General features: G+C 40.6%; 18 protein-coding genes. 2 read left to right on the top strand and 16 right to left on the bottom strand.

Annotated features, from left to right (window positions below; genetic code table 11):
• Positions 1-56: 56 nt before the first annotated feature.
• The 15 genes from V7O61_RS06115 to mbhE all read right to left on the bottom strand — a co-directional run bounded on the left by V7O61_RS06115 (position 57) and on the right by mbhE (position 17,123).
• Positions 57-1,280: a SufD family Fe-S cluster assembly protein gene (locus V7O61_RS06115; RefSeq protein WP_023846302.1), complete on the bottom strand. Its 1,224-nt coding sequence runs from the start codon at positions 1,278-1,280 to the stop codon at positions 57-59.
• Positions 1,259-2,005 (bottom strand): ABC transporter ATP-binding protein, encoded by a 747-nt coding sequence (locus V7O61_RS06110; RefSeq protein WP_023846301.1) that lies wholly within the window; start codon positions 2,003-2,005, stop codon positions 1,259-1,261. Before V7O61_RS06110 ends, V7O61_RS06115 begins: the two co-directional genes overlap by 22 nt.
• Positions 2,006-2,199: 194 nt before the next feature.
• The gene (locus V7O61_RS06105; RefSeq protein ID WP_023846300.1) at positions 2,200-2,439 is read right to left on the bottom strand and encodes a transcriptional regulator; all 240 of its coding nucleotides are present in this window, start codon (positions 2,437-2,439) and stop codon (positions 2,200-2,202) included.
• Between the two features lie 124 nt (positions 2,440-2,563).
• The gene (locus tag V7O61_RS06100) at positions 2,564-3,214 is read right to left on the bottom strand and encodes a hypothetical protein (protein WP_407282419.1); all 651 of its coding nucleotides are present in this window, start codon (positions 3,212-3,214) and stop codon (positions 2,564-2,566) included.
• 72 nt (positions 3,215-3,286) lie between these two features.
• A complete protein-coding gene (locus V7O61_RS06095; RefSeq protein ID WP_407282420.1) occupies positions 3,287-5,107 on the bottom strand; it encodes a cohesin domain-containing protein in 1,821 nt (606 codons plus the stop codon).
• A 14-nt stretch (positions 5,108-5,121) separates the two neighbouring features.
• Positions 5,122-8,571 (bottom strand): dockerin type I domain-containing protein, encoded by a 3,450-nt coding sequence (locus tag V7O61_RS06090; protein ID WP_407282421.1) that lies wholly within the window; start codon positions 8,569-8,571, stop codon positions 5,122-5,124.
• 822 nt (positions 8,572-9,393) lie between these two features.
• A complete protein-coding gene (locus V7O61_RS06085) occupies positions 9,394-9,627 on the bottom strand; it encodes a hypothetical protein (RefSeq protein WP_023846296.1) in 234 nt (77 codons plus the stop codon).
• A gap of 4 nt (positions 9,628-9,631) precedes the next feature.
• Entirely contained in the window at positions 9,632-10,687 is a 1,056-nt protein-coding gene (locus V7O61_RS06080) for an L-threonylcarbamoyladenylate synthase (protein WP_407282422.1), read from the bottom strand.
• Between the two features lie 577 nt (positions 10,688-11,264).
• Entirely contained in the window at positions 11,265-11,621 is a 357-nt protein-coding gene (gene mnhG, locus V7O61_RS06075; protein ID WP_407283417.1) for a monovalent cation/H(+) antiporter subunit G, read from the bottom strand.
• 11 nt (positions 11,622-11,632) lie between these two features.
• On the bottom strand, positions 11,633-11,893 hold the full coding sequence (locus V7O61_RS06070; protein WP_023846293.1) for a cation:proton antiporter: 261 nt from the start codon (positions 11,891-11,893) through the stop codon (positions 11,633-11,635).
• Positions 11,890-12,384 carry a Na+/H+ antiporter subunit E gene (locus tag V7O61_RS06065; RefSeq protein ID WP_407282423.1) on the bottom strand — a complete coding sequence of 165 codons (495 nt, stop codon included), beginning with the start codon at positions 12,382-12,384 and terminating at the stop codon, positions 11,890-11,892. Before V7O61_RS06065 ends, V7O61_RS06070 begins: the two co-directional genes overlap by 4 nt.
• Positions 12,381-13,919, bottom strand: a complete 1,539-nt coding sequence (locus tag V7O61_RS06060; RefSeq protein ID WP_023846291.1) for an NADH-quinone oxidoreductase subunit M — start codon at positions 13,917-13,919, stop codon at positions 12,381-12,383. The genes V7O61_RS06065 and V7O61_RS06060 overlap by 4 nt, the downstream gene beginning before the upstream one ends.
• On the bottom strand, positions 13,916-14,344 hold the full coding sequence (locus V7O61_RS06055) for an NADH-quinone oxidoreductase subunit K (RefSeq protein ID WP_023846290.1): 429 nt from the start codon (positions 14,342-14,344) through the stop codon (positions 13,916-13,918). The genes V7O61_RS06060 and V7O61_RS06055 overlap by 4 nt, the downstream gene beginning before the upstream one ends.
• Positions 14,341-14,757 carry a monovalent cation/H+ antiporter subunit B gene (locus tag V7O61_RS06050; RefSeq protein ID WP_023846289.1) on the bottom strand — a complete coding sequence of 139 codons (417 nt, stop codon included), beginning with the start codon at positions 14,755-14,757 and terminating at the stop codon, positions 14,341-14,343. Before V7O61_RS06050 ends, V7O61_RS06055 begins: the two co-directional genes overlap by 4 nt.
• Positions 14,754-17,123: a hydrogen gas-evolving membrane-bound hydrogenase subunit E gene (mbhE, locus tag V7O61_RS06045; protein WP_407282424.1), complete on the bottom strand. Its 2,370-nt coding sequence runs from the start codon at positions 17,121-17,123 to the stop codon at positions 14,754-14,756. The genes V7O61_RS06050 and mbhE overlap by 4 nt, the downstream gene beginning before the upstream one ends.
• Positions 17,124-17,254: 131 nt before the next feature.
• Between mbhE and V7O61_RS06040 the strand changes: the two genes are divergently transcribed.
• A complete protein-coding gene (locus V7O61_RS06040) occupies positions 17,255-18,379 on the top strand; it encodes a hypothetical protein (protein ID WP_023846287.1) in 1,125 nt (374 codons plus the stop codon).
• On the opposite strand, the gene V7O61_RS06035 is transcribed toward V7O61_RS06040, so the two are convergent.
• A complete protein-coding gene (locus V7O61_RS06035; RefSeq protein ID WP_023846286.1) occupies positions 18,376-18,582 on the bottom strand; it encodes a hypothetical protein in 207 nt (68 codons plus the stop codon). The two genes, V7O61_RS06040 and V7O61_RS06035, sit on opposite strands and share 4 nt — an antisense overlap.
• A gap of 530 nt (positions 18,583-19,112) precedes the next feature.
• On the opposite strand from V7O61_RS06035, the gene V7O61_RS06030 reads away from it, so the two are divergent.
• Entirely contained in the window at positions 19,113-19,859 is a 747-nt protein-coding gene (locus tag V7O61_RS06030; protein ID WP_407282425.1) for a polyphosphate polymerase domain-containing protein, read from the top strand.

Raw genomic sequence — 19,859 nt, 5'->3', positions numbered from 1 at the left:
ATTGATTAACTGGATTAAATAAACCTTATTCAAAGTATAAATAAAAATAGGAAAGATCAGATTGCATTTTCTCCGATCTTTGCAATAGTGGCATCAATATCAGCCTTAAGCTCATCCGGAATACCCTGGATACCAACATCAAGGAAACCTCTGACGATCATACCCACTGCATCTTCTTCGGTAAGACCTCTTGCCATCAGATATTCTATCTGCTCCCGCGCAATTCTTCCCACAGCAGCCTCGTGTGACAGTTCAATATCCTCAACATTTGCCTCAAGTATAGGAATAGCCCTCTGCATTCCTCCACCAAGAACAAGTCCGTGACATTCAAGATGACCTTTTGCATTATTTGCATTACCTATCATCTCACCACGGGCAATAGCAGCACCACCTGTGGTAATTGTCCTTGAAATAAGCTCAGCTTTTGTATCCTCCGCATTGAATATTACTTTGCTTCCAAGGTCAAGTTCCGAACCCGGATGTGCAACAGCAATAGTATTCAGCCTTGCAAAAGCACCCTTGCCTTCAAGAATTACCGTAGGATATGACTGTACTGATTTTACAGGCTTCAAGGTTACATAATTACTGATATATGACCCGCCTTCTTCAACGTGAACAACAGTCCTTGGCCTGACACCTATCTCTTCACCCCAGTTATGTATCATTGTGAAATTAAGGGTAGCTCCCTTTTTCACATACATTTCAGAGATTCCAAGATGAAGACCTTTCTCAATTCCATGCTTTGTGGAACATCCTGTAATAACATCAAGTTCTGCTCCCTCTTCAACAATAACAATATTGTGAACTGTCTGAGATACCTGTTTGGAACCGATGAGAAGACATGTCTGCACAGGCATTTTTGATTTCTTGCCTGCAGGGGCCCTAATGAAGTATCCGTTTGCATCCTGAAGATAACTCATTGCGGTATACTTGTCCTTATCAGGTTCTACAAGCTTCCATGAGTAGTCTTTTACCCAATCATGAACCTTCATTGCATCACGCAATGACATTAGCTCGACAACATCATCGTCACGGAGAGATGAATGCGTTACAGCATTGTTAAGCATCAGGAAACTACCTGATCTATTATCCTCTGAAGGTGTGAATCCTACATTAAGAAGAGTTCTCTGATCCTCTTCACTCAGCTCTTCGAGGTCATCAGCACTTTCTTCCTTATCTGATGCAAGCCCATAGTCATTAAGGTCAAAATCCTCACCGTATGCTGCATTTTTCTTGAGGGCTGCTTCTGCCTTCTTTCTCATATCTTCATCAGCTTGCATTTTATACACTCCTCATATCCCTGTTCTTTTATTTCAGTGAGCATTTCACGTGGGTTTCCTGAGCACATAACTGTTCCATTGCACAGTATGTAACCTCTGTCAGGTTCAATATAATCAAGTACCTGACCGGTGTGTGTAATCACAAGTGCGGATTTTCCGTGTTTGCACCTGTCACCAGCACATTTGCAATCTTTCTGAAGAAGATTATTGATGGTTTTTCCAAGCTGTTCGATACTTACGAGATCTACACCTGACTCCGGTTCATCAAGTAATACGAAATCAGGATTTTGTGCAGAAAGCTGAAGAAGCTCAGATCTTTTAATCTCTCCACCTGAGAAACCTACATTAACATCTCTTTCATAGAAACGAACCATATCAATGGTTTCGGCGAGCTCTTCGGTATCTTTCATATCCTTGGAAATGACATTCAAAAGATCATAAAGTTTAACTCCACTCATATTAGGAGGTCTCTGGGTCATGATACCCATACCCATCTGCGCTCTTTCATAGACCGACATATGGGTGATATCCTCTCCTTTGAAGATTATTTCTCCTTCTACAACATTATAGCCACTGAATCCCATCAGTGTCATGAGTAGAGCGGATTTGCCTGCTCCGTTTGGCCCGAAAAGAACGTTAGTGTAACCGGCTTCAACATTAAGGTCAACGCCTTTTAATATCCTTCGGCCGCCGATTTCAACTGTTAGATTATTGATCTCCAGCATAATATGGCCTCCTTTTTTGTGACAATATACCCATGAAAGCAGCTTTCACGGGAATCCTGCTTTATTATACGGGTTATCGGTTAAAAACCTATTGAAATTTGGGATAATAACACCCTGAAATTATGAAATAATTCGATACCCAGCCAGAGATATACTTTTGATAGTTACCTACAAAGACCTGTAATGAAATAAGTTTACAAGCCCAGTTCCTTAGCAATTTCCTGAAATTCCTTACCTTTATCCGTTGTGACATACATATTGCCTTTCTGCTCTATGAGACCATTCTCCTGTAAAAGGGAAAGATACCTGTTCACAACTTCGAAATTCAGATTTGCACGGTATACTATATGTGTTTTTTTTGCCCCCTCTAGCGCAGCCCGTAAGATCTCAACACTTATGGCCGTTCTGCTCCTTCTTATAATAACCACATCCACTACAAAAATATCATTATATTATCATTAGTATTTGCCCTTGTTTTTGAGGTGAACTTTTTTAAGGTATTAAATAATGGATTAGCCGATATTTGTTACCGGCTTTCCAGACTATTTTTCAGTTAAGTTATTCATTTTTTTTGCGAATCAATATCCCTGCAACTACAAGCATTGAACCTATACCAACAACTGTAGGGAAATCAGCGCTTTGTGCTTCTGTTTCTTCCACCGGAACAGATTCTTCCTCTTCAGCAACTTCTTCTTCGGCAAGGGTATCCTCAACACTACTCATAGCTTCTTCCTCAGGAATTTCTTCAGCGACCTCCCCAACAGGAGTTTCTTCCTCTACAGAAGCTGATGAAAAACCACCACCACCAGAGGTAGTCTTTGTGGATTCTGAAGAACTGCTGCTTGTACTTGTTGTTGCCTGAAGATTGACAGTGACTATGTCACCAGCATTCATACTGGAAATATCCACATCTTCTGTTTTTATATTGTTCACATACAATGTCACACTACTACATTCTTCTAATACAGAGGAAATTCCCAACTTATTATCCCTTGTATCACTGTAATAGCCTGCATTATCAACTGTGGTAGTACCTACCACTTCTTCACCACACATTGCCTTGATAACTGTTCCTGCAGGAGCAGGATTACCATCAATAGTAACAGTTCCCTCAAGGACAATAGGCGGATTGGCCGAGGCCACACCTGCTAATAATATGCAAATTAGAATGATTTTAGTTGTTAAAGCAAAGATCCGAATTTTATTCATGTTACCACCTAAGAAATAAAAAGTGAGATACAAATTGTATCTCACATTGAATTGTCTCCTTTGTTTGTCTCGTTAACCGAGCAGACACTCCTCCTGTACCAGGACATAGAATCCTTCGTATGCATCCATCTGGAAATCATAGATCGTCACAAAGTTTCCGGTCAATGATGAACCGTCCTCAATGTTCAAACCTATGTATGCATAGTTGTTTGCAGAAGGTACCCATGGACCCATTACCTTGAGACAGTCATCGCCAATTGCCATGAGAGCAATATCTGCAGACTGTGCTTCAAGAGCGGTGTGTCCAATAGCATTCCATCCTGGATAGAGCTGAAGTGTTGCCGGTGTTGCTGGAACTGTTGTTGACTTCTGGATATATGTCTCAAGAATTATGACATCTTCATCCATAGCATTGTGGATCCAGTATCCCTTAAGTGGTTCAAACTCAGTTGGAATTACCATTGTGTTTACTCCACTTGAAAGGTCATCGTAGAATACTGCATCAATCACAGTGCTGTCAAAGTCAGTAAGTACGTCAGCAACAGCTGGGTTCTCAAGTGCTTCAGGTACTGAAATGAAATTCCATCCTGGCTTCAAGAGAATTCCTGCCGGGTTGTAGACAGTGACACATATGATCTCAAATGATGTGTCCTGACCATCATCGATTGTAGCCTTTATGAGGTAGGTCCCATCAGGAACGGTAGTTGAATCGAATACAACACTCCATCCATCTGTTCCGTCAGTATCTACTCCAAGTACACTCCAGTCTTCACCGACATCATCAGCGTTGCAGTCACCATCAAGATCTGCAAAGATCTCAAATGTAGCACTTACAACATCATCGTCACCAGAGTCATCTTCAACTGAGATAATCTCTACCTGTGAAAGTGTTTCACCGGATGTGTGTGATGTGATGTCAGCTATTGGTGGAATTGCAGGTACGATCTTTACCTCGACTGAACCGTCTACTTCTGTCAGATCATCAATAGCTGTTGAGCCATCTACCATAGTAGAGTCCATAAGGTCAAGTGCATAAGTTCCATCTGTAGCTCCTGTTTTAACTACAAAGTCAAGAGTCAATAGAGCACCTGACTGTGTTGCCGGAGTTTTATCTGCTGCTGAGAAAGAAATCTCACCATCATCTGTCATATCCTTGATGAGGATGACATCTGAACTTTCAGCACCCATGAGACCGGAGTAACTGGCTCCTGTAAGACTTAGAGTACTGCTATCATATGCAAGATTAAATTCTACTGCAGAGACAGTGTAGGACTGTGAGTTTATCATTACAGTTGCCTGGAATGTCTCACCTTCAGCAAAAGTACCTGCATCAGCAACTACTTCTATTGATGGTTCATCCTCAACAACTACCTCACCTATCTGTGCCTCTCCGTCATTTTCAGCCACTCCACCAAGAGCAGAGCCACCACTTACTAATGAGATGTCAGAAAGGTCCAGATCATAGAGTCCATCAGCCGCACCAGCCTTTACTTCAAAGTTGACAGTAAGGACAGTACCTGCCAGTGCTGAAGGAGTACTTGATGTAGCTGCTGCTACAAAGGACAAGCTTCCATCATCTGTTGCCAAATCCCCTACTAAAAGGACATCTGAACCATCGGTGCCCATAAGACCTGAGTATGTAGCTCCTGTCATAGTAAGAACACTTGTATCATAGTCCAGATCGAATTCCAGTGCTTCAACTGGAGAACCAGCGGAGTCTACAACCACTTCAACCGCAAAGGTGTCTGATGGAGATAGATCGTCTGTAAGTGCTGGATCAACAGACAAAGAGGGAGCTGCTGCTGCAAGACCAATGCCTACCATGAAACATGCTAAGAATATCAAAAGGGAAGTAGCAGAAACTACAAAGCCCTTCATCTTTTCATTTGTCATGATTTCACCTCGGGTTAGTCGAATTCATATGCCTGTGCGAACTGTGCAAAGTCAATGATGTTAATCTCGCCATCGTTATTGAAGTCGAAAACCTCATCATAATTCTCAGCATTGTTGTATGCCTGAGCGAACATTGCAAAGTCAATGATAGTCACATGACCATCTTCATTGTAGTCACCCTTCATACCATTCTCGCCAGAGAATACTGCACCTTCTGCCTGGTTCATGTAAAGACCAACACCGTTTGATGGGTCGTGGTAGAACATGAGCCTCTGGACATCTGCACTGCGGTATTCTTCATCGAATTCTTCCTCACAGAGATCAGAGTTTGGAGCAGTGAATGAACTGGTTACCAGATAGTCTCCAATTCCATTGTAGTTCCATACATCCGGATAGACGAATTCCTTGTATTCATCTGGCATTGTGCGGATGTGCAGCCACTTCCATGATTCATCGCAGCCATTTACAAGACTGACGGCGCTCTCTGCTGGTACTGTGTAATCGACACTGCATTCACAGAGTATCTCAAAGAGGTTGCTGTGGAATCTCTCTTCAGTCTCTGGTGCACTTGTGTAATAGATGTCAAGTGCTGGCTGGACTGGAGATACACGGGATCCTATATTGGTATCGTCATCATAGTAGCATGTGTAATCATTCACGTTGAATGGTTCAAGATCAATGTCATCGATCATCTTGAAGTCACCATTGAATGGTGGCAGCAGTGGGAGAGTTTCCATTGGCTGGACAGGTTCCTTAATAATTGAAAGGTCACCAAGGTCAACTTCATACTCTTCTGGAAGTGGGTTCCTTATTGTGATATACTTGAAAGTGTTCACAAGTGTGGAGTTAGTACAACATTCGTCGTCTCCCTCTTCAAAGGTGCTACCATAAATCATAGCAACATCATATTCTGCACCGTCAACAAAGAATGATTCACCAGTGTAAAGTACACGTCCAACTGTCACATACACATAGTCCTCACTTACTGAATCTGCAGTCAGGAACCATGGGTATTCAAAGATTCCCGGATGGTTGACAATAGCAACGTGCCTGCCAGCACAAATTGCTCCGCCTGGGACAATGCTTGCCTGGTAGTTCTGCTCAATGAGCTGTGGCTCATCATTACCAGTGTAGTAAATGTCCATTGTCAATGTGATCAATGGGTTGGAATTTAGACCTGAAAGGGCAACATCCTTTACGACAACCTTGTGGTCAAGGAACTGTATTTCGGAGTTGACACCTGCTGCATTCTGTACGCCTGTCTGGAGCTGGATTGAATCTGCTGAAGCGATTGCAATGTCAGTACGTCCATCATCGTTGAAATCGGTGACTGCTCTCAGATCAACCATTTCATCGTCTCCATCACCATCGATATCCATGCCGTCAAGACCGATCTGTGAATCGTCATTGTCAGCAATTGGGAACCAGAATTTAGTCCAGTGTGAACCGCTTGCAACATGATCAAGTGGACATTCTGCATCGAGTGGATCAAGAGCTGTACCTTCAGTTGGCTCGTAAGCCAGGTCTGTAAGCATGTAAGTGTACTCAACAACTACATCATCAGTTACTCTCTGGTAATCATATGATTCATCAAGCCATACATCACCAGCAGGTTCATGATAATCTGGATCGAACCACTGTCTGATGAATACCTTTTCAGTAGAATCTACATTCTTTACCAGAACTCCTTCAACTGATGCAGAGTGAGTGTATACTGCAGGGTTCATTGTGACAAAGTCCATGTCCGGAGCCTCATCGTTGAGTGGATCAAATGGTCCTTCAGGATTGTCTTCTGAGTATGGGAATGTTGCATCCATCATATCAGCTACATCTGCAGAACCGCCATAGAGTCTGACACCGTTGGTGTCTGCATCTATCTCATTGACATAGATGTCTTCGATTCCAGTTTCCTGATCATATTCGAACATCATTCTCTTGTCAAGTTCCTCCATTGAAAGGCATCCGTAATTCTCATAGCAGAATCTTGTGTATGGTGCCTCAAATGAGCTTGTAAAGATGAAGTCTGCATAGCTGCCGCTTACATCAGGAAGAGCCGGATAGACAAATTCCTTGTACTGATCTGGCATTGTCATAATGTCAAGCCACTGCCACTCTTCAGTCTGGCCTTCATCAAGAATCTCAAAGAGGTTTGTATCAAACCTTGCTTCAGTATCTTCATCAACGAAGTAGATCTCAAGAGCATCAGCTGTCAGCTTTCGGTCACCAGCATTTGTGCCATCATCATAATAGCATGTGTATGTGTGATCAATGATGCCTGTGTACTGTGGTGCTGGAAGATCGATATCATCGATCATTATGTGTTCCCTGTTGAAAGGTGGCAGAAGTGGAATCATTTCATTTGCACTTACGCTTTCCTTAATTACAGAGAGGTCACCAAGGTCTACATCATAGTCTTCAGGAACAGGATTTCTGATAGTGATGTATTTTACAGTATTGTCATATTCATAGTCACCATAGCATTCACTGCCGAAAATAGCTGCAACGTCATATTCTGCGCCGTCTACAAAGAAGCTCTCTCCCTGATAGAGTACACGTCCTACTGTTACATATGCGTAGTTCATGCTTACTGCATCTGCTCTGAGGAACCATGAGTAGTCACTGTTAGGTGTTGCGTCAGCAACTGTGTGTCTGCTTGCGACCAGATAGTCACCAGGAACAATGCTTGCCTGATAATTCTTCTCAATGAGCTGAGGTTCATCATTACCAGTGTAGTATACATCAAGAGTAAGGGTTATAAGTGGATTTGAATTGAGACCGCTGATAGCTACGTCCTTAACTAAGACTTTGTGATCAAGGAACTGTAGTTCATCACCGACCTTAAGCTGCATTGAATCTGTGGCGATCATTGCATCCTTATATCCATCCTGATTGAGGTCTCCTGCTACTTCAAGGTGTACCATGTCATCTGTACCGTCTCCGTCAGCATCCATACCGTCAAGACCTATCTGAGCATCATCATTGTCAGCAATTGGGAACCAGAACTTGGTCCAGTATGAATCGGTCTGTGGATCCATTGCGGTTCCTTCTATTGGCTGGTAGTCAACTTTACTGACCATCATATAGGTATATTCGGTTACAATGTCATTTGAAGTTCTGACATAGTCACCTTCGTCAAGCCAGACGAAACCTGTTGGTTCCTCATAGTTTGGAACGAAATATTGTCTTGCGAACACTTTTTCGTAGGCATTTGCATGGTTAACCACAATTCCATCCTCGAAAAGTGCCGGGTTGAATGTCATGAAGTCCTTGTAAGGTGCTTCAGGACTTAGTGGATCGAATGGTCCTTCAGGCGTTTCGTATGGGAAGTTTGGAGTTGCCATTCCGTCTTCACCATAGAGCCTGATTGTATTTACATCTGCAGCAAAAGCAGTCTGAACCATTGCCATACTAGTCAGGATGACTAGAGCAATAGCTAAGAGCCTCTGCTGGCTTTTAAACTCCATATTTTCCTATCCTCCTTCTTATATAGATATTAAGAGGGTACCACTAACAATTCCCACATTTAAACGAGACTACGTCTAAACGAGGTTTGTTTAAGGCACCAGATTAAGTTGCCCTGGACAATAACCCATTGACAACCCCATGAAATACTATGAGATTTAATGATATATACTCATAAGAAGAAAAAATTCAGAAGTATTATTGGTAGTTTTGTTAAGTACTATTGTTAAAGAACAAAGTTACCAAAAATACAGAAAAAGAGTCCTGCAAATGGAAGAAAAAATAGCAAAAAAATTCTATTTGCCTCATTATTAACATTGACAAATTTGTGAATTGTATGATATTAGTCCATTTATGACAAATACTACATAAGTAAATACCATACTAAATACTAGATTTATCACAACTTAAAGAAGATAAATATCATACATCACTGAACAAACAAACATGATAAATGTGCATAAATATAACACATTGCTAACACATTACTTGTGAAACATAATAATAGGATTAGAGAAAAGAATGAAATTATAAAATTATAAAGTTTTAAAGAAATATATCTACTGAAATATATCCGAGATGAAAGGAGCAGGTCAAATTCATAAACCTCTCCTTTATCTCTTCTTCTCTTTGCTTGCTTGTTGGTGGTACCTGATAGTATAGTGGTACTAAGGATTATGTCCCCTAAAAAGTTGGGGATGACGGAGACAAATTTTCGACCACCATTTCTTTCATAGTTTTCAAATCTAATAAAGTTTAAAGAAACTAAAATGAGGAAGAATGTTTAGTACCAGATATTAGTAAAAAATACACATAATAAAGATTTATTTTTCTGATTTTAACTGTAGTCTGGCTATCATTCCTGTAAAAAATGCGTACACAAATATAATAACACCAAGCCAGATAAGAGGTTCTCCTATGTTCGTCCTGTCAAGATAACTTAAAGAGAGACCTGCGGCAAGTATAACTATGGTTACTTTTAGCAAGCTCCGGTTTCTTTTAAGAATTGCAATATTTCTCTGCCTGTTTTTCATATAACTCTTCTTTTCCTGATTCATGCTATCACTTGACCTTGATTATCATATCTGCTGCCTTACGAACTCTATTAAACACGGCTGCACCAATTCCTCTGGAATCAAATGAACCATCTACTATAATAATATCGACATTTTTAAGATCAAGAAAACGTAAGCCGTAAAATAGATTTTTTGCAGCCTGTTCTGGTTTATCCTTTCCACCAATTGAGAATGATTCTGTTTCAGAAAAATGCTTCCCGGATTCTTCTGTTAGCATCAGTCCGGTTTTTGCATCCCTCATGCTTAGATCTTCAACAAGTTCTTTTATCTTTCTGACAACTGCATCATTTTCGCCTTCTACCAAAATTACCCCGGCTTTAGGAGAATAATGAGTATATTTCATCCCCGGGGAACGAACGGTTTCACTTTCAGGATGGACCTTGTCATCATATGCAATATTCACATTCCCTATACAGTTTTCAACCTCTTCTTTACTTATCTTCCCCGGCCTGAGGATTGCAGGTACCTCAGAAGTTACGTCAACAACAGTTGATTCAAGACCTATTATCACATCGCCTCCATCAACAACAGCATCTATTCTGCCTGAAAGGTCTGCAATAACATGCTCTGCCGACGTAGGGCTTGGTTTTCCGGACAGATTTGCACTTGGAGCAGCCAGTGGTTTGCCTGATCTTTTGATAAGCTCAATTGCAATTTTGTTTTCAGGAACCCTTATTGCAACTGTATCAAGTCCACCAGTAGTCACATCGGGAACTATCTTTTTCCTTTGCATTATAATAGTAAGAGGACCAGGCCAGAAGCTATCCATCAGCAATGATGCTTTTTCCGGGATTTCAAGAACAAGAGATTTACAGTCTTCCCTGGAAGCAATGTGAACTATAAGCGGGTTATCAGCAGGTCTGCCTTTAGCTTCAAATATCTGCATCACAGCTTTTTCGTCCAGAGCATTAGCTCCAAGCCCATATACAGTCTCTGTTGGAAAAGCAACAGTTCCACCATGTGAAAGTATTTTCGCTGCTTCATCAAGAGCTTCGGGTTCAAGCTTTTCACTTACGTAGAAGACCTTTGTATCTTTCATCATATTATAGCAATCGCCATGGTTTTTAATAAGTTAGGGATAATCATTAAGAACAAAATGAACTCTAATGAACCAGAATACTCATAAGCTTTATTGTTCATTTGCACGAAAATATCGATAAAATAAGAAAGACATTTATGCCACTGTTATATGTTGATTATCCCTTTTAGGCATTAATTAATTCTGTATCCAACATTAGAGGGAATACTTATATAGTATTATTTCGTTTACTCGCGCTGTGAGCGGGTCTGTTTTTAACCCCACTCCCACACTAACCCCCACTCCCCAACCCGCTCACAGATAAAACAGGGAGTTAGATTCACACTGTTAAATATTAATTAGTATGAAATATTTAGTATATACAGATTGAACTTTAGTGTTGAGGCTTTGAAACCAATATAATCCTTGTTGTTAATGATTTTAAAATTCAACCTGAAAGTATCTGGTAAAAGTTGATAGCTAAGGAATTATCATATAAATAATCCTCTAAAATGGATTTAGAAATAAAAAAGATGTGCTGGTGCAAAACTGATGCACCAGCTCTTTCATTTAATCTTTCGTTACCTGTTCATTAATATAACTAGTCTTCTTCTGGAGGCGGGCAGGCTGCCTCGCAAGCCTTTCCATACTCATCAATAACTGATTCCTTGCACAGACCAACACCGTGCCTGTGAGCTGCACGACTTATCATGTGAGCTGCAACCGGAGAGGTTACCAGAATGAAAAGTGCTACTGTTATCGCCTTAACACCCATTGGTGAAAAGCCTACTTTAAGCAATATACTTAACATTACGCCAAAAGCACCAAGCGTTCCAATCTTCGTAGTTGTATGCAACCTATTATAAACATCAGGAAGACGTGCAAGCCCGAGCATTGCAAGGAATACGAAGAAAAGTCCTATTATAAGGACTATATTACTCACCAGTTCCAGAGCCATGGATAAAGTACTCAAAATACCACCCCTTCATCGAGATATTTTGCAATCGTGACCGTTCCTACAAAGGATATTACAGCAAGTACAAGTGCAACATCCATGAAGAAAACGGACTCCTTTACATATGAGTAGATACCAAGCATGACAACAATAACAGTTGTCATTGCGTCCAGGGCTACCACCCTGTCAGGAATGGTTGGTCCTTTGATAACCCTGTAAAGACAGGGTATGAAGGATATTACCATGAAGATTAGTGAATATTCAAGCAGGTTCATTCGAATGCCTCCATTGTATATTTTTCCAGGTCCTCTCTTATGGACTGGGCTACCCCTTCCGGATCAGTTGCATCTATAGCATGTACATAAAGGATGGATTTATCCTCTGATACATCGATGGTCAGTGTACCAGGTGTAAGAGTAATGGTATTTGCAATGGCAGTGATACCAATGTCTGTCTTTGAATCAATTGGTACTGCGATGATACCCGGTTTAATATTAATCTTTGGCTGAAGTACTATCTTTGCAACCATGATATTCGCCTTTATGATCTCCACCATAAGCACATAAAGGAACTTTATCTGGGCAGGTATCTTTTTTATTGCGTTACCGAAAGAGAATTCCTGATCAAATGGGAACAAGACCTTGAACGGCCTGATAATGAATGGCGCAATAATAAGTCCCAGTATGAAGTTGTTAACACTTACAGTACCGTGGACAAAACACCATACAAGAGCAAGTATAGCTGAGTAAGCAATATATCTTTTCATCTTACCACCCTCGTCATTACAGCATCAATATACGGTTGCGGATCAAGTATCTGATGGGCTGTTGCGTTTGCAAGTGCTATCAATGGTTCTGCATACACTCCGAATGCTACGACAGTCAGTGCTAACACAACTATTGGAAGTGCCATCAGAAATGATGTTCCGTGATGAGAATATTCCCCATACTTTTCAACATCTCTTTTCTCTCCCCAGAACATTAGTAACATTGCCCTGAACATATAGAAGAGAGTGAATATTGCAAAGAAAAGTGCAATTCCTATTGCAAAATAGTACTGTTCACCAATACCTGCATCAAAAAGACTGAGCTTGGCAATGAAACCTCCAAGTGGTGGCATTCCTGCAATTGACATTGCCCCTACCAGGAACATAAGTGACATTAGCGGTGCACTATCGACCATGCCGCCCATTTTTCTCATATCTCTGGTTCCTGCGTGATGAATAATTCCGCCTGAGGTAAGGAACAACATTGACTTTGCTATTGCATGGTTTACAAGATAGACAAGTGCTGCCGTTATTCCGTAAATGCTTCCAAAACTGATACCAAGGAAAACATATCCTATCTGGCTTACACTTGAGTATGCAAGCAGGCGTTTTACATCTGTCTGTGCCACTGCTGAAATTGCTCCGACAACAATGGTTGCCAGCGCAAGATACATGATGACAGGCTTGAAAATATCAAGAGTATCAATGAATATAAGGAAGAATACCCTGAGCATTCCGTATGCTCCCACCTTGATAAGCACACCACTAAGCATTGCGCTTATTGGTGATGGTGCTGTAGGGTGCACATCCGGAAGCCAGTAGTGAAGCGGGAATATTGCAGCTTTATTACCAAAAACCACAACAAACATCAGAGCAATGGCAAAAACATGCCATGGAAGCGTTCCTGCCGCACTCATTGCACTGAGTTTGACTGAAATATCAGCCATGTTCAGTGTTCCCGTTGTTGCGTAAAGTGAAGATACTGCAATGAGCATCACAATCGAACTTACCATATTGAGCACGAGGTACTTGAAAGTAGCTTCCATTTTATCGGAACTCTTTGTCACGCCACCCTGCTCATTTGCTATTACAAGTCCGCATGATGAGAGTAGTAGTATCTCAAAGAATACGAAAAGGTTAAAGATATCACCTGTAAGAAATGAACCGTTCAGTCCTGCCACAAGCAAACTGAAAAGCGGATAATATGATGCACTCAGTGACTTTTTCTCAATGTAATCAAGTGAGTATATCAGCGCAAGGAATGATACGAATGATGTGAGCACGACCATTCCTGAACTTAGAAGGTCAGCTACCAGTATGATTCCGTATTTTCCCCATTCTCCTACTTCATAGGCCTGAATTCCACCAGACCATACCTGAGAAAGCAGAATTACACTAAGAATCAGCATTGCAAATGAAACAGCAACACTTATTGCTTTCTGTATGCCAGGCTGCTTTCTGAGAAGTATCATAAGAGCAGCTACAAGAATAGGAGTAGCTATCAGTATGATAGGAATATGAGTTGACAGGTTCATCCCCAGAGCCTCCTAAGTTCCTTAATGTCAGTTGTTCCATATTCCTCGTAAATGCGGTATGCAAGGATCAGGATGAATGCTGTTGTAGCCAGACTGATAACAATGGCTGTGAGTACAAGAGCCTGCACCAGAGGGTCAACATAATCTACGTGATGACCTGCTTCTATAATAGGCGCAAGTATTCCCTGTGAAAGAGAATCTGTAAAGATAGTTCCTGTTGCTTCTGTTGCACCATGTCCACCATCATCTGTAATTATTGGCACTTTTGTTCCGGAGAAAACTCCTGCTGAAACTATCAGAAGGTTAACTGCATGTGATAGAACACCAAGTCCGATAATAACCCTTACAATATCACGGCGCAGTATAAGGAAAGTACCGATACCGAACAGAATTGCTATTGTAAGAGAGAGCAATGTATTGTTCATTCGTCATCACCTACGTTTTTGAAGATGGAAAGCAATCCACCGATTACCACGAAATAAACTCCTATATCAAAAAGACCGGCTGATACCAGTTCGATTTCTCCGAAGAATGGCAGGTGGACAAATTCCACAGCACTCCTGAAGAAGTTGTGTGAAAAGGCAATTGCTGAGAAAGCTGTAAGTGCAGCCAGCAATAAGCCAAATCCAAACCAGTTACCCCAGTCCGGGTTAAAGAATGATTTTATGTATTTAAGACCGAATGCCACGTAAGTCAGTGCAATAACTGAAGCGAACATGACACCGCCAATGAATCCTCCCCCTGGATTGTTGTGTCCCGCAAGTAAGAGGGATATCGAGAAGAGGATAACCAAAGGTAAGCATATCTTTGTTATTGTTTTTGTAATCAGGGTTGTCATTCGTCCTCACCCCTGCTGTGTATAAGATTATAAACACCAAGTGCTGCAAGACAGAGCACAGAGATTTCACCAAGAGTATCGTATCCTCTGAAGTCCACGATAATAACGTTCACAATGTTGTGACCGCCTGCAAGTGTAAGACTCTTCTCTATGAAATAATAGGAGAGAGACTCAAATGGTGCAACTATTCCTTGTGTTGCGTTAATCAGCATAATGAAGATCATTGCTGATACAGCCACAGATATTACAAGATCCCGTGCAAGTGTTGTCGAAGGGATATGTTCCTTGAATTTCTGCGGAATCTTTACAATTGCCAGCAGGAAGATAATAGTTGAAAGGGTTTCTACAAGAACCTGTGTTAGAGCCAGGTCAGGTGCCTGCAGGTATATGAACAATAAAGCAACCAGATAGCCAAGACCTGAAAGCGATATTATGGCAGGTATGTATCTTGGAAGTAATGCTGCTCCAAGAGCTGCAACTATCATGAACAGGAATATCAGAGCTTCGTAAAGCGGGACATCGAAATTAAGGTTCTGCGGTACAAGACTTGTTGCAAGCATAATTGCAGGAATTGCAAACATTGCAAGTGTCAAAAGCAGAAGTGCCAGAACATAGGTCTTTATCGGACCAGGCTGCATCCTGTTTGAGAATTTGGATGTAACACTTTTTGCATTGTTCACTGCACCATCATAGTAATAATTGACACTTACCCATGGGAACCTTGCATTGAACCTGTTCTGCCATTCTGCGATCCTGTCATACTGAGTGTAGATAAGGATACCCAGAATGAATGTTGCTATGGTCATCATCAGTGATGTTGTGAAGCCATGCCAGAGCTTAACATGAAGGTGAGCTTCCTCAAGAGTAATTCCTGAAACTGTAGGCTCAATGAAATTGTGTATCGGAATTGAAGGTACGAGTCCGAACAGTATAATAAGACCTGCAAGGAAAATAGCCGGTGCAAGCATTATCATTGAAGGATCATGTATGTGTTCAGGCAGTCCCTTTGCTGGTCTTTTACCAAGGAAAATGCCATCTATAAGTTTGATTGAATAAGCGAATGTGAATACACCACCAAGTACCGCAAGTGCCGGGATGAGTACTGTGTATGGTCCGCCAAGGAGATGACCCATTTCAACGGATGCCTCGTAGAACATTTCCTTACTCAGGAAACCGTTAAGAGGTGGAATACCCGCCATGGATAATGCTCCGATTGTCGCCACTATGAATGTTATTGGCATTTCCTTACGCAAACCACCCATTTTCGTAATATCCCTTGTCGCCGTTTCATGTGCTACTATACCTGCTACAAGGAAAAGACATGCCTTGAATGTTGCGTGGTTGAGAAGATGGAATGTTGCAGCAGCCACACCAATTCCTGGTTCCTCGTGTGTTGTGTAGCCGTACATTGTCATAAGATAAGCAAGCTGACTGATTGTTGAATATGCCAGAATTCCTTTGATGTCAGTCTGCCTGAATGCAAGGAAACCTGCAAGAAGCATTGTGAATATTCCTACACCACTTACCAGGATGAACCAGGCTTCCGTACCTGAGAACATCGGGTGTATCCTTGCTACGAGATAAATACCGGCCTTTACCATTGTGGCTGAGTGCAGGAATGCACTGACCGGAGTTGGTGCTTCCATTGCATTTGGGAGCCATATGTAAAACGGACCCTGTGCTGACTTTGAAGCAGCACCGATGAATATGAGAATAAGTGCATAAATGAAAAAATTATGACTTTGCAGGGCTTCCCTTATGGATTCATTATGTAATATTGTGGGAATGTCAAATGTTCCGGTGATAGCGTGTAACACCAAGAATCCTGCAAGCATGAATAAACCGCCTGAAGCGGTGATAAGCATTGATTTGGTTGCTCCGTACACAGACATTGGCCTGTTACGCCAGTAACCGATAAGCATGAATGAAGTTATGCTGGTAAGTTCCCAGAATATGAAAAGTTGAATAGTATTAGCAGAGAACACCATACCGAGCATTGATCCCATGAAGAAAAGGAGCTGCTGATAATATCTTGGAAGATCTTCTTTCTTTGACATGTACCCATTGGAGTATGACATGATAATAACACCAATGCCAGATACGATGAAACCGAACATGACACTCAGACCATCGGCATAGAAAGAGAGATTAACTCCCATTGAAGGAAGCCATTCGATAGTTCCCTGAATAGTCTCCCCGTGTATAATTTCCGGTGCAACCTGAGCAATCAACAGTAAACTCAGCAATGCAGTGGCGGAAGCGTACCATCCTACTTTTTCCTTTAGAAGTTTTTCAACGGCAGGCAATATACCGGCCAAAATAAATGGCAAAAAAACCGCTATAGTAATTGCTGTAAACGAATCCATGACACCTTACATTTAAGTTCCTATATATAATGTTTTTTAATGTGAATTATTATTTATGAAGAATTATTGGTAATAGCCGTAGCATTGAAATTATAAAATAAATGAAGTAATTATTACAACATAACATTTATATGCAAGTGACAACTGCCGGCAATATTGTTGCAAAGAATCAGATGATAATGACAGGAATAGAGAAATATAATGATTTTTATTATTCCTTATTCAATTACTCAGGAGATACTATGAAACAAAACTCATCTTCCTATTTCTTTTATATCAGGTCATTTCCAGGTAAAGTCAAACCATCATTCTTAGTTTGTCTTGCACTGGTACTTTTCATAATGTCAATGACCACATCTGCCATTGCACTTACTTCTGGTAATGAGACATTAGCTACTGAATCTATGATGACTGAACAGGGAAATGTTTCCGAATACAGTCACCTGATAGAAGTAAGTCTTCTGAACACCGGATACATTGTCGTTAGTGAATCAATGGTGTATCTTATAGATTCAATTGAAGATGAGGATTTTAATCAAACTGAAATAAAACTCTGGCTACCTGAAAATGCTGAAATTATGCAATTCCAGGTTGTGGATATGAGTAGTACTAGTTCTGCTGTACCTGTTAATTTTACAAGGGATGATAATTACCTGTATTTTTATTCAGATGATAATGAAGCTTCCAGCGAAATGCCACTCCTTTACGGCATAAGATATGTATTACCTGATACCGGAGATGAAGTTCTCCGGAAGGTCATTTACAAAAATGGAGAACTTGAGCAGCCAATATCCAGGCTCATTCTTACAGTATACCATGATGAAAACACAGGTATCAGTCTTAGTTCTGAGAATGGAGTTTTGCTCATAGCAGATGATACTGTAATGGAAGCGAATTATAGTACATACACCTGGAGCACACCGGAATTCAATGAATTTACAATTTTTCGGGAAGAAAAGGAACCTGTACAAAACACTGCAGCCTCAGATACTAATCTGACAATACCAATTCTGATCGTGATTATAATTGTAGCACCAGCCGCATTTTATTATACAAGAAAATATGCCCCACAAAATTCAAAGGACATTAATGAACTGCAAGACCTCTATGATGCAGAAATGACTGTACTTTCACAAATAAAGAAGGACAGGAAAAATAATAAACTCAGTCAGGAAGAGTTTGAAAAACTTAATAAAAAACACAGTGAGAATGCATCTAAGATAAAGAGAGAAATGGAGAATATGAAAAAGACCTAATGGTCTTCATATACTTTTTCTTTTTTCGGCTCAAACTCACCAATGTCGGCTGTAAGCCACCCGATATCATAACTCTGCCCGCAACTTGGGCATATCAGTCCAAGTCTTGCTTTACCATCTTTTATTTCCTTAAAATATACATGGAAACCACGCTGATACCCACAGTTAATGCATTCCCTAAAATAGCTGTCTTCTGAGCCCATAATTAAGATTCTGAATGCTGGAATAAATCATTGTCGATATCAAAATATGATATATTTGACTCTGTCAAAACTACTTTAAATTTAATCTGAATATTGCAGTCCATACGGAATTATCTATAATGTATCATAATTAATTATGGTTTTTAAACAGACTACAAAATTTAATTTCTGGGGTTATAATGTAAAATAAAACTTTATAACACATTTAATCAACTAAATATCAGCCATTATAGCTTTATTCATATTTCAAACCTTTATTCTCTTTTAATCATAAATTAAAGCTTTATTCCATCTTTTTTATTATAAGTATCTTTATATTTGCATTTGAGAATTCTCGAATTGTAAGATCGCATGTTAGCGTAACACCAACCACCATCATCACCAAACAACAATGTACCACCATACATATCGTACACCAGATAACATGTGATCTTTCTTACAATCACAAATTCATATCGTCTACCACAAAAAATCATCTTGAAAAAATCAGGAGATTATTGAAGACGGTCAAAATCACAAGGAGGATTGCAATGGAACCAATACGAAAGTTCAATCGGTTTGAATTGAAGTATCTGCTAACAATGGAGCAAACACGCGAATTCAAACAGCAGCTCGAGGCGTATATGTTTCCTGACCAGTATGCCTGGAATTCAGGAGACTACGTAATCTCAAGTCTGTACTATGACAGCCCGGATCTTCAATGTTATTGGGAAAAGATTGACGGACTGAAATTTAGAAAAAAACTCAGGGTTCGCATATACGAAACTGAAGAGAGCATAACAGAAGATTCCATAGTATTCGTCGAGATCAAACAGCGTTACGACAAAACAATACAGAAACGCAGGATTGCGATACCTTACAGGGATGCTATGGCACTCTGTGACGAACATCGTCTTCCTGATGAGTATGATGAAAGGGACAGACCTGTCATGGAAGAGGTCCTCGGAATGATCGAGGAAAGAAATCTCCAGCCAACACTCATAACAAGTTATTTCAGACATGCGTACACGGGAGCTGAATTTGACAACGGCCTGAGGGTGACTTTTGACTCGAACATAAGATACAGAGTCAATGACCTGGACCTGGCCTCCAAGCAACTTGGAAGATATATAGTATCCCCGGACCGGGTGATACTTGAGATAAAAGTCAATGAGAGAGTTCCTTACTGGCTTACAGAACTGATCGCCCAGAACAATTACAGACTCATCAGAATCAGCAAGTACTGCACAGGACTGGATGTAGCAAGCGAATTCCCCCAAAGAATAGAGGTTTACTAA

This window comes from Methanolobus sp. WCC1, assembly GCF_045690315.1.
Taxonomy (GTDB): Archaea; Halobacteriota; Methanosarcinia; order Methanosarcinales; family Methanosarcinaceae; genus Methanolobus; species Methanolobus tindarius.
This window is presented reverse-complemented; position numbering and strand designations above follow the sequence as displayed.

Bases quoted from the DNA above. Each gene is read 5' to 3' on its own strand.
- V7O61_RS06065 (WP_407282423.1), bottom strand. From the start codon at position 12,384: ATGAAAAGATATATTGCTTACTCAGCTATACTTGCTCTTGTATGGTGT.
- V7O61_RS06110 (WP_023846301.1), bottom strand. From the start codon at position 2,005: ATGCTGGAGATCAATAATCTAACAGTTGAAATCGGCGGCCGAAGGATA.
- V7O61_RS06115 (WP_023846302.1), bottom strand. From the start codon at position 1,280: ATGCAAGCTGATGAAGATATGAGAAAGAAGGCAGAAGCAGCCCTCAAG.
- V7O61_RS06035 (WP_023846286.1), bottom strand. From the start codon at position 18,582: ATGGGCTCAGAAGACAGCTATTTTAGGGAATGCATTAACTGTGGGTAT.
- V7O61_RS06030 (WP_407282425.1), top strand. From the start codon at position 19,113: ATGGAACCAATACGAAAGTTCAATCGGTTTGAATTGAAGTATCTGCTA.
- V7O61_RS06080 (WP_407282422.1), bottom strand. From the start codon at position 10,687: ATGATGAAAGATACAAAGGTCTTCTACGTAAGTGAAAAGCTTGAACCC.
- V7O61_RS06070 (WP_023846293.1), bottom strand. From the start codon at position 11,893: ATGAACCTGCTTGAATATTCACTAATCTTCATGGTAATATCCTTCATA.
- mbhE (WP_407282424.1), bottom strand. From the start codon at position 17,123: ATGGATTCGTTTACAGCAATTACTATAGCGGTTTTTTTGCCATTTATT.
- V7O61_RS06095 (WP_407282420.1), bottom strand. From the start codon at position 5,107: ATGACAAATGAAAAGATGAAGGGCTTTGTAGTTTCTGCTACTTCCCTT.
- V7O61_RS06085 (WP_023846296.1), bottom strand. From the start codon at position 9,627: ATGAATCAGGAAAAGAAGAGTTATATGAAAAACAGGCAGAGAAATATT.
- V7O61_RS06050 (WP_023846289.1), bottom strand. From the start codon at position 14,757: ATGACAACCCTGATTACAAAAACAATAACAAAGATATGCTTACCTTTG.
- V7O61_RS06055 (WP_023846290.1), bottom strand. From the start codon at position 14,344: ATGAACAATACATTGCTCTCTCTTACAATAGCAATTCTGTTCGGTATC.
- V7O61_RS06100 (WP_407282419.1), bottom strand. From the start codon at position 3,214: ATGAATAAAATTCGGATCTTTGCTTTAACAACTAAAATCATTCTAATT.
- V7O61_RS06040 (WP_023846287.1), top strand. From the start codon at position 17,255: ATGCAAGTGACAACTGCCGGCAATATTGTTGCAAAGAATCAGATGATA.
- mnhG (WP_407283417.1), bottom strand. From the start codon at position 11,621: ATGGCTCTGGAACTGGTGAGTAATATAGTCCTTATAATAGGACTTTTC.
- V7O61_RS06090 (WP_407282421.1), bottom strand. From the start codon at position 8,571: ATGGAGTTTAAAAGCCAGCAGAGGCTCTTAGCTATTGCTCTAGTCATC.
- V7O61_RS06060 (WP_023846291.1), bottom strand. From the start codon at position 13,919: ATGAACCTGTCAACTCATATTCCTATCATACTGATAGCTACTCCTATT.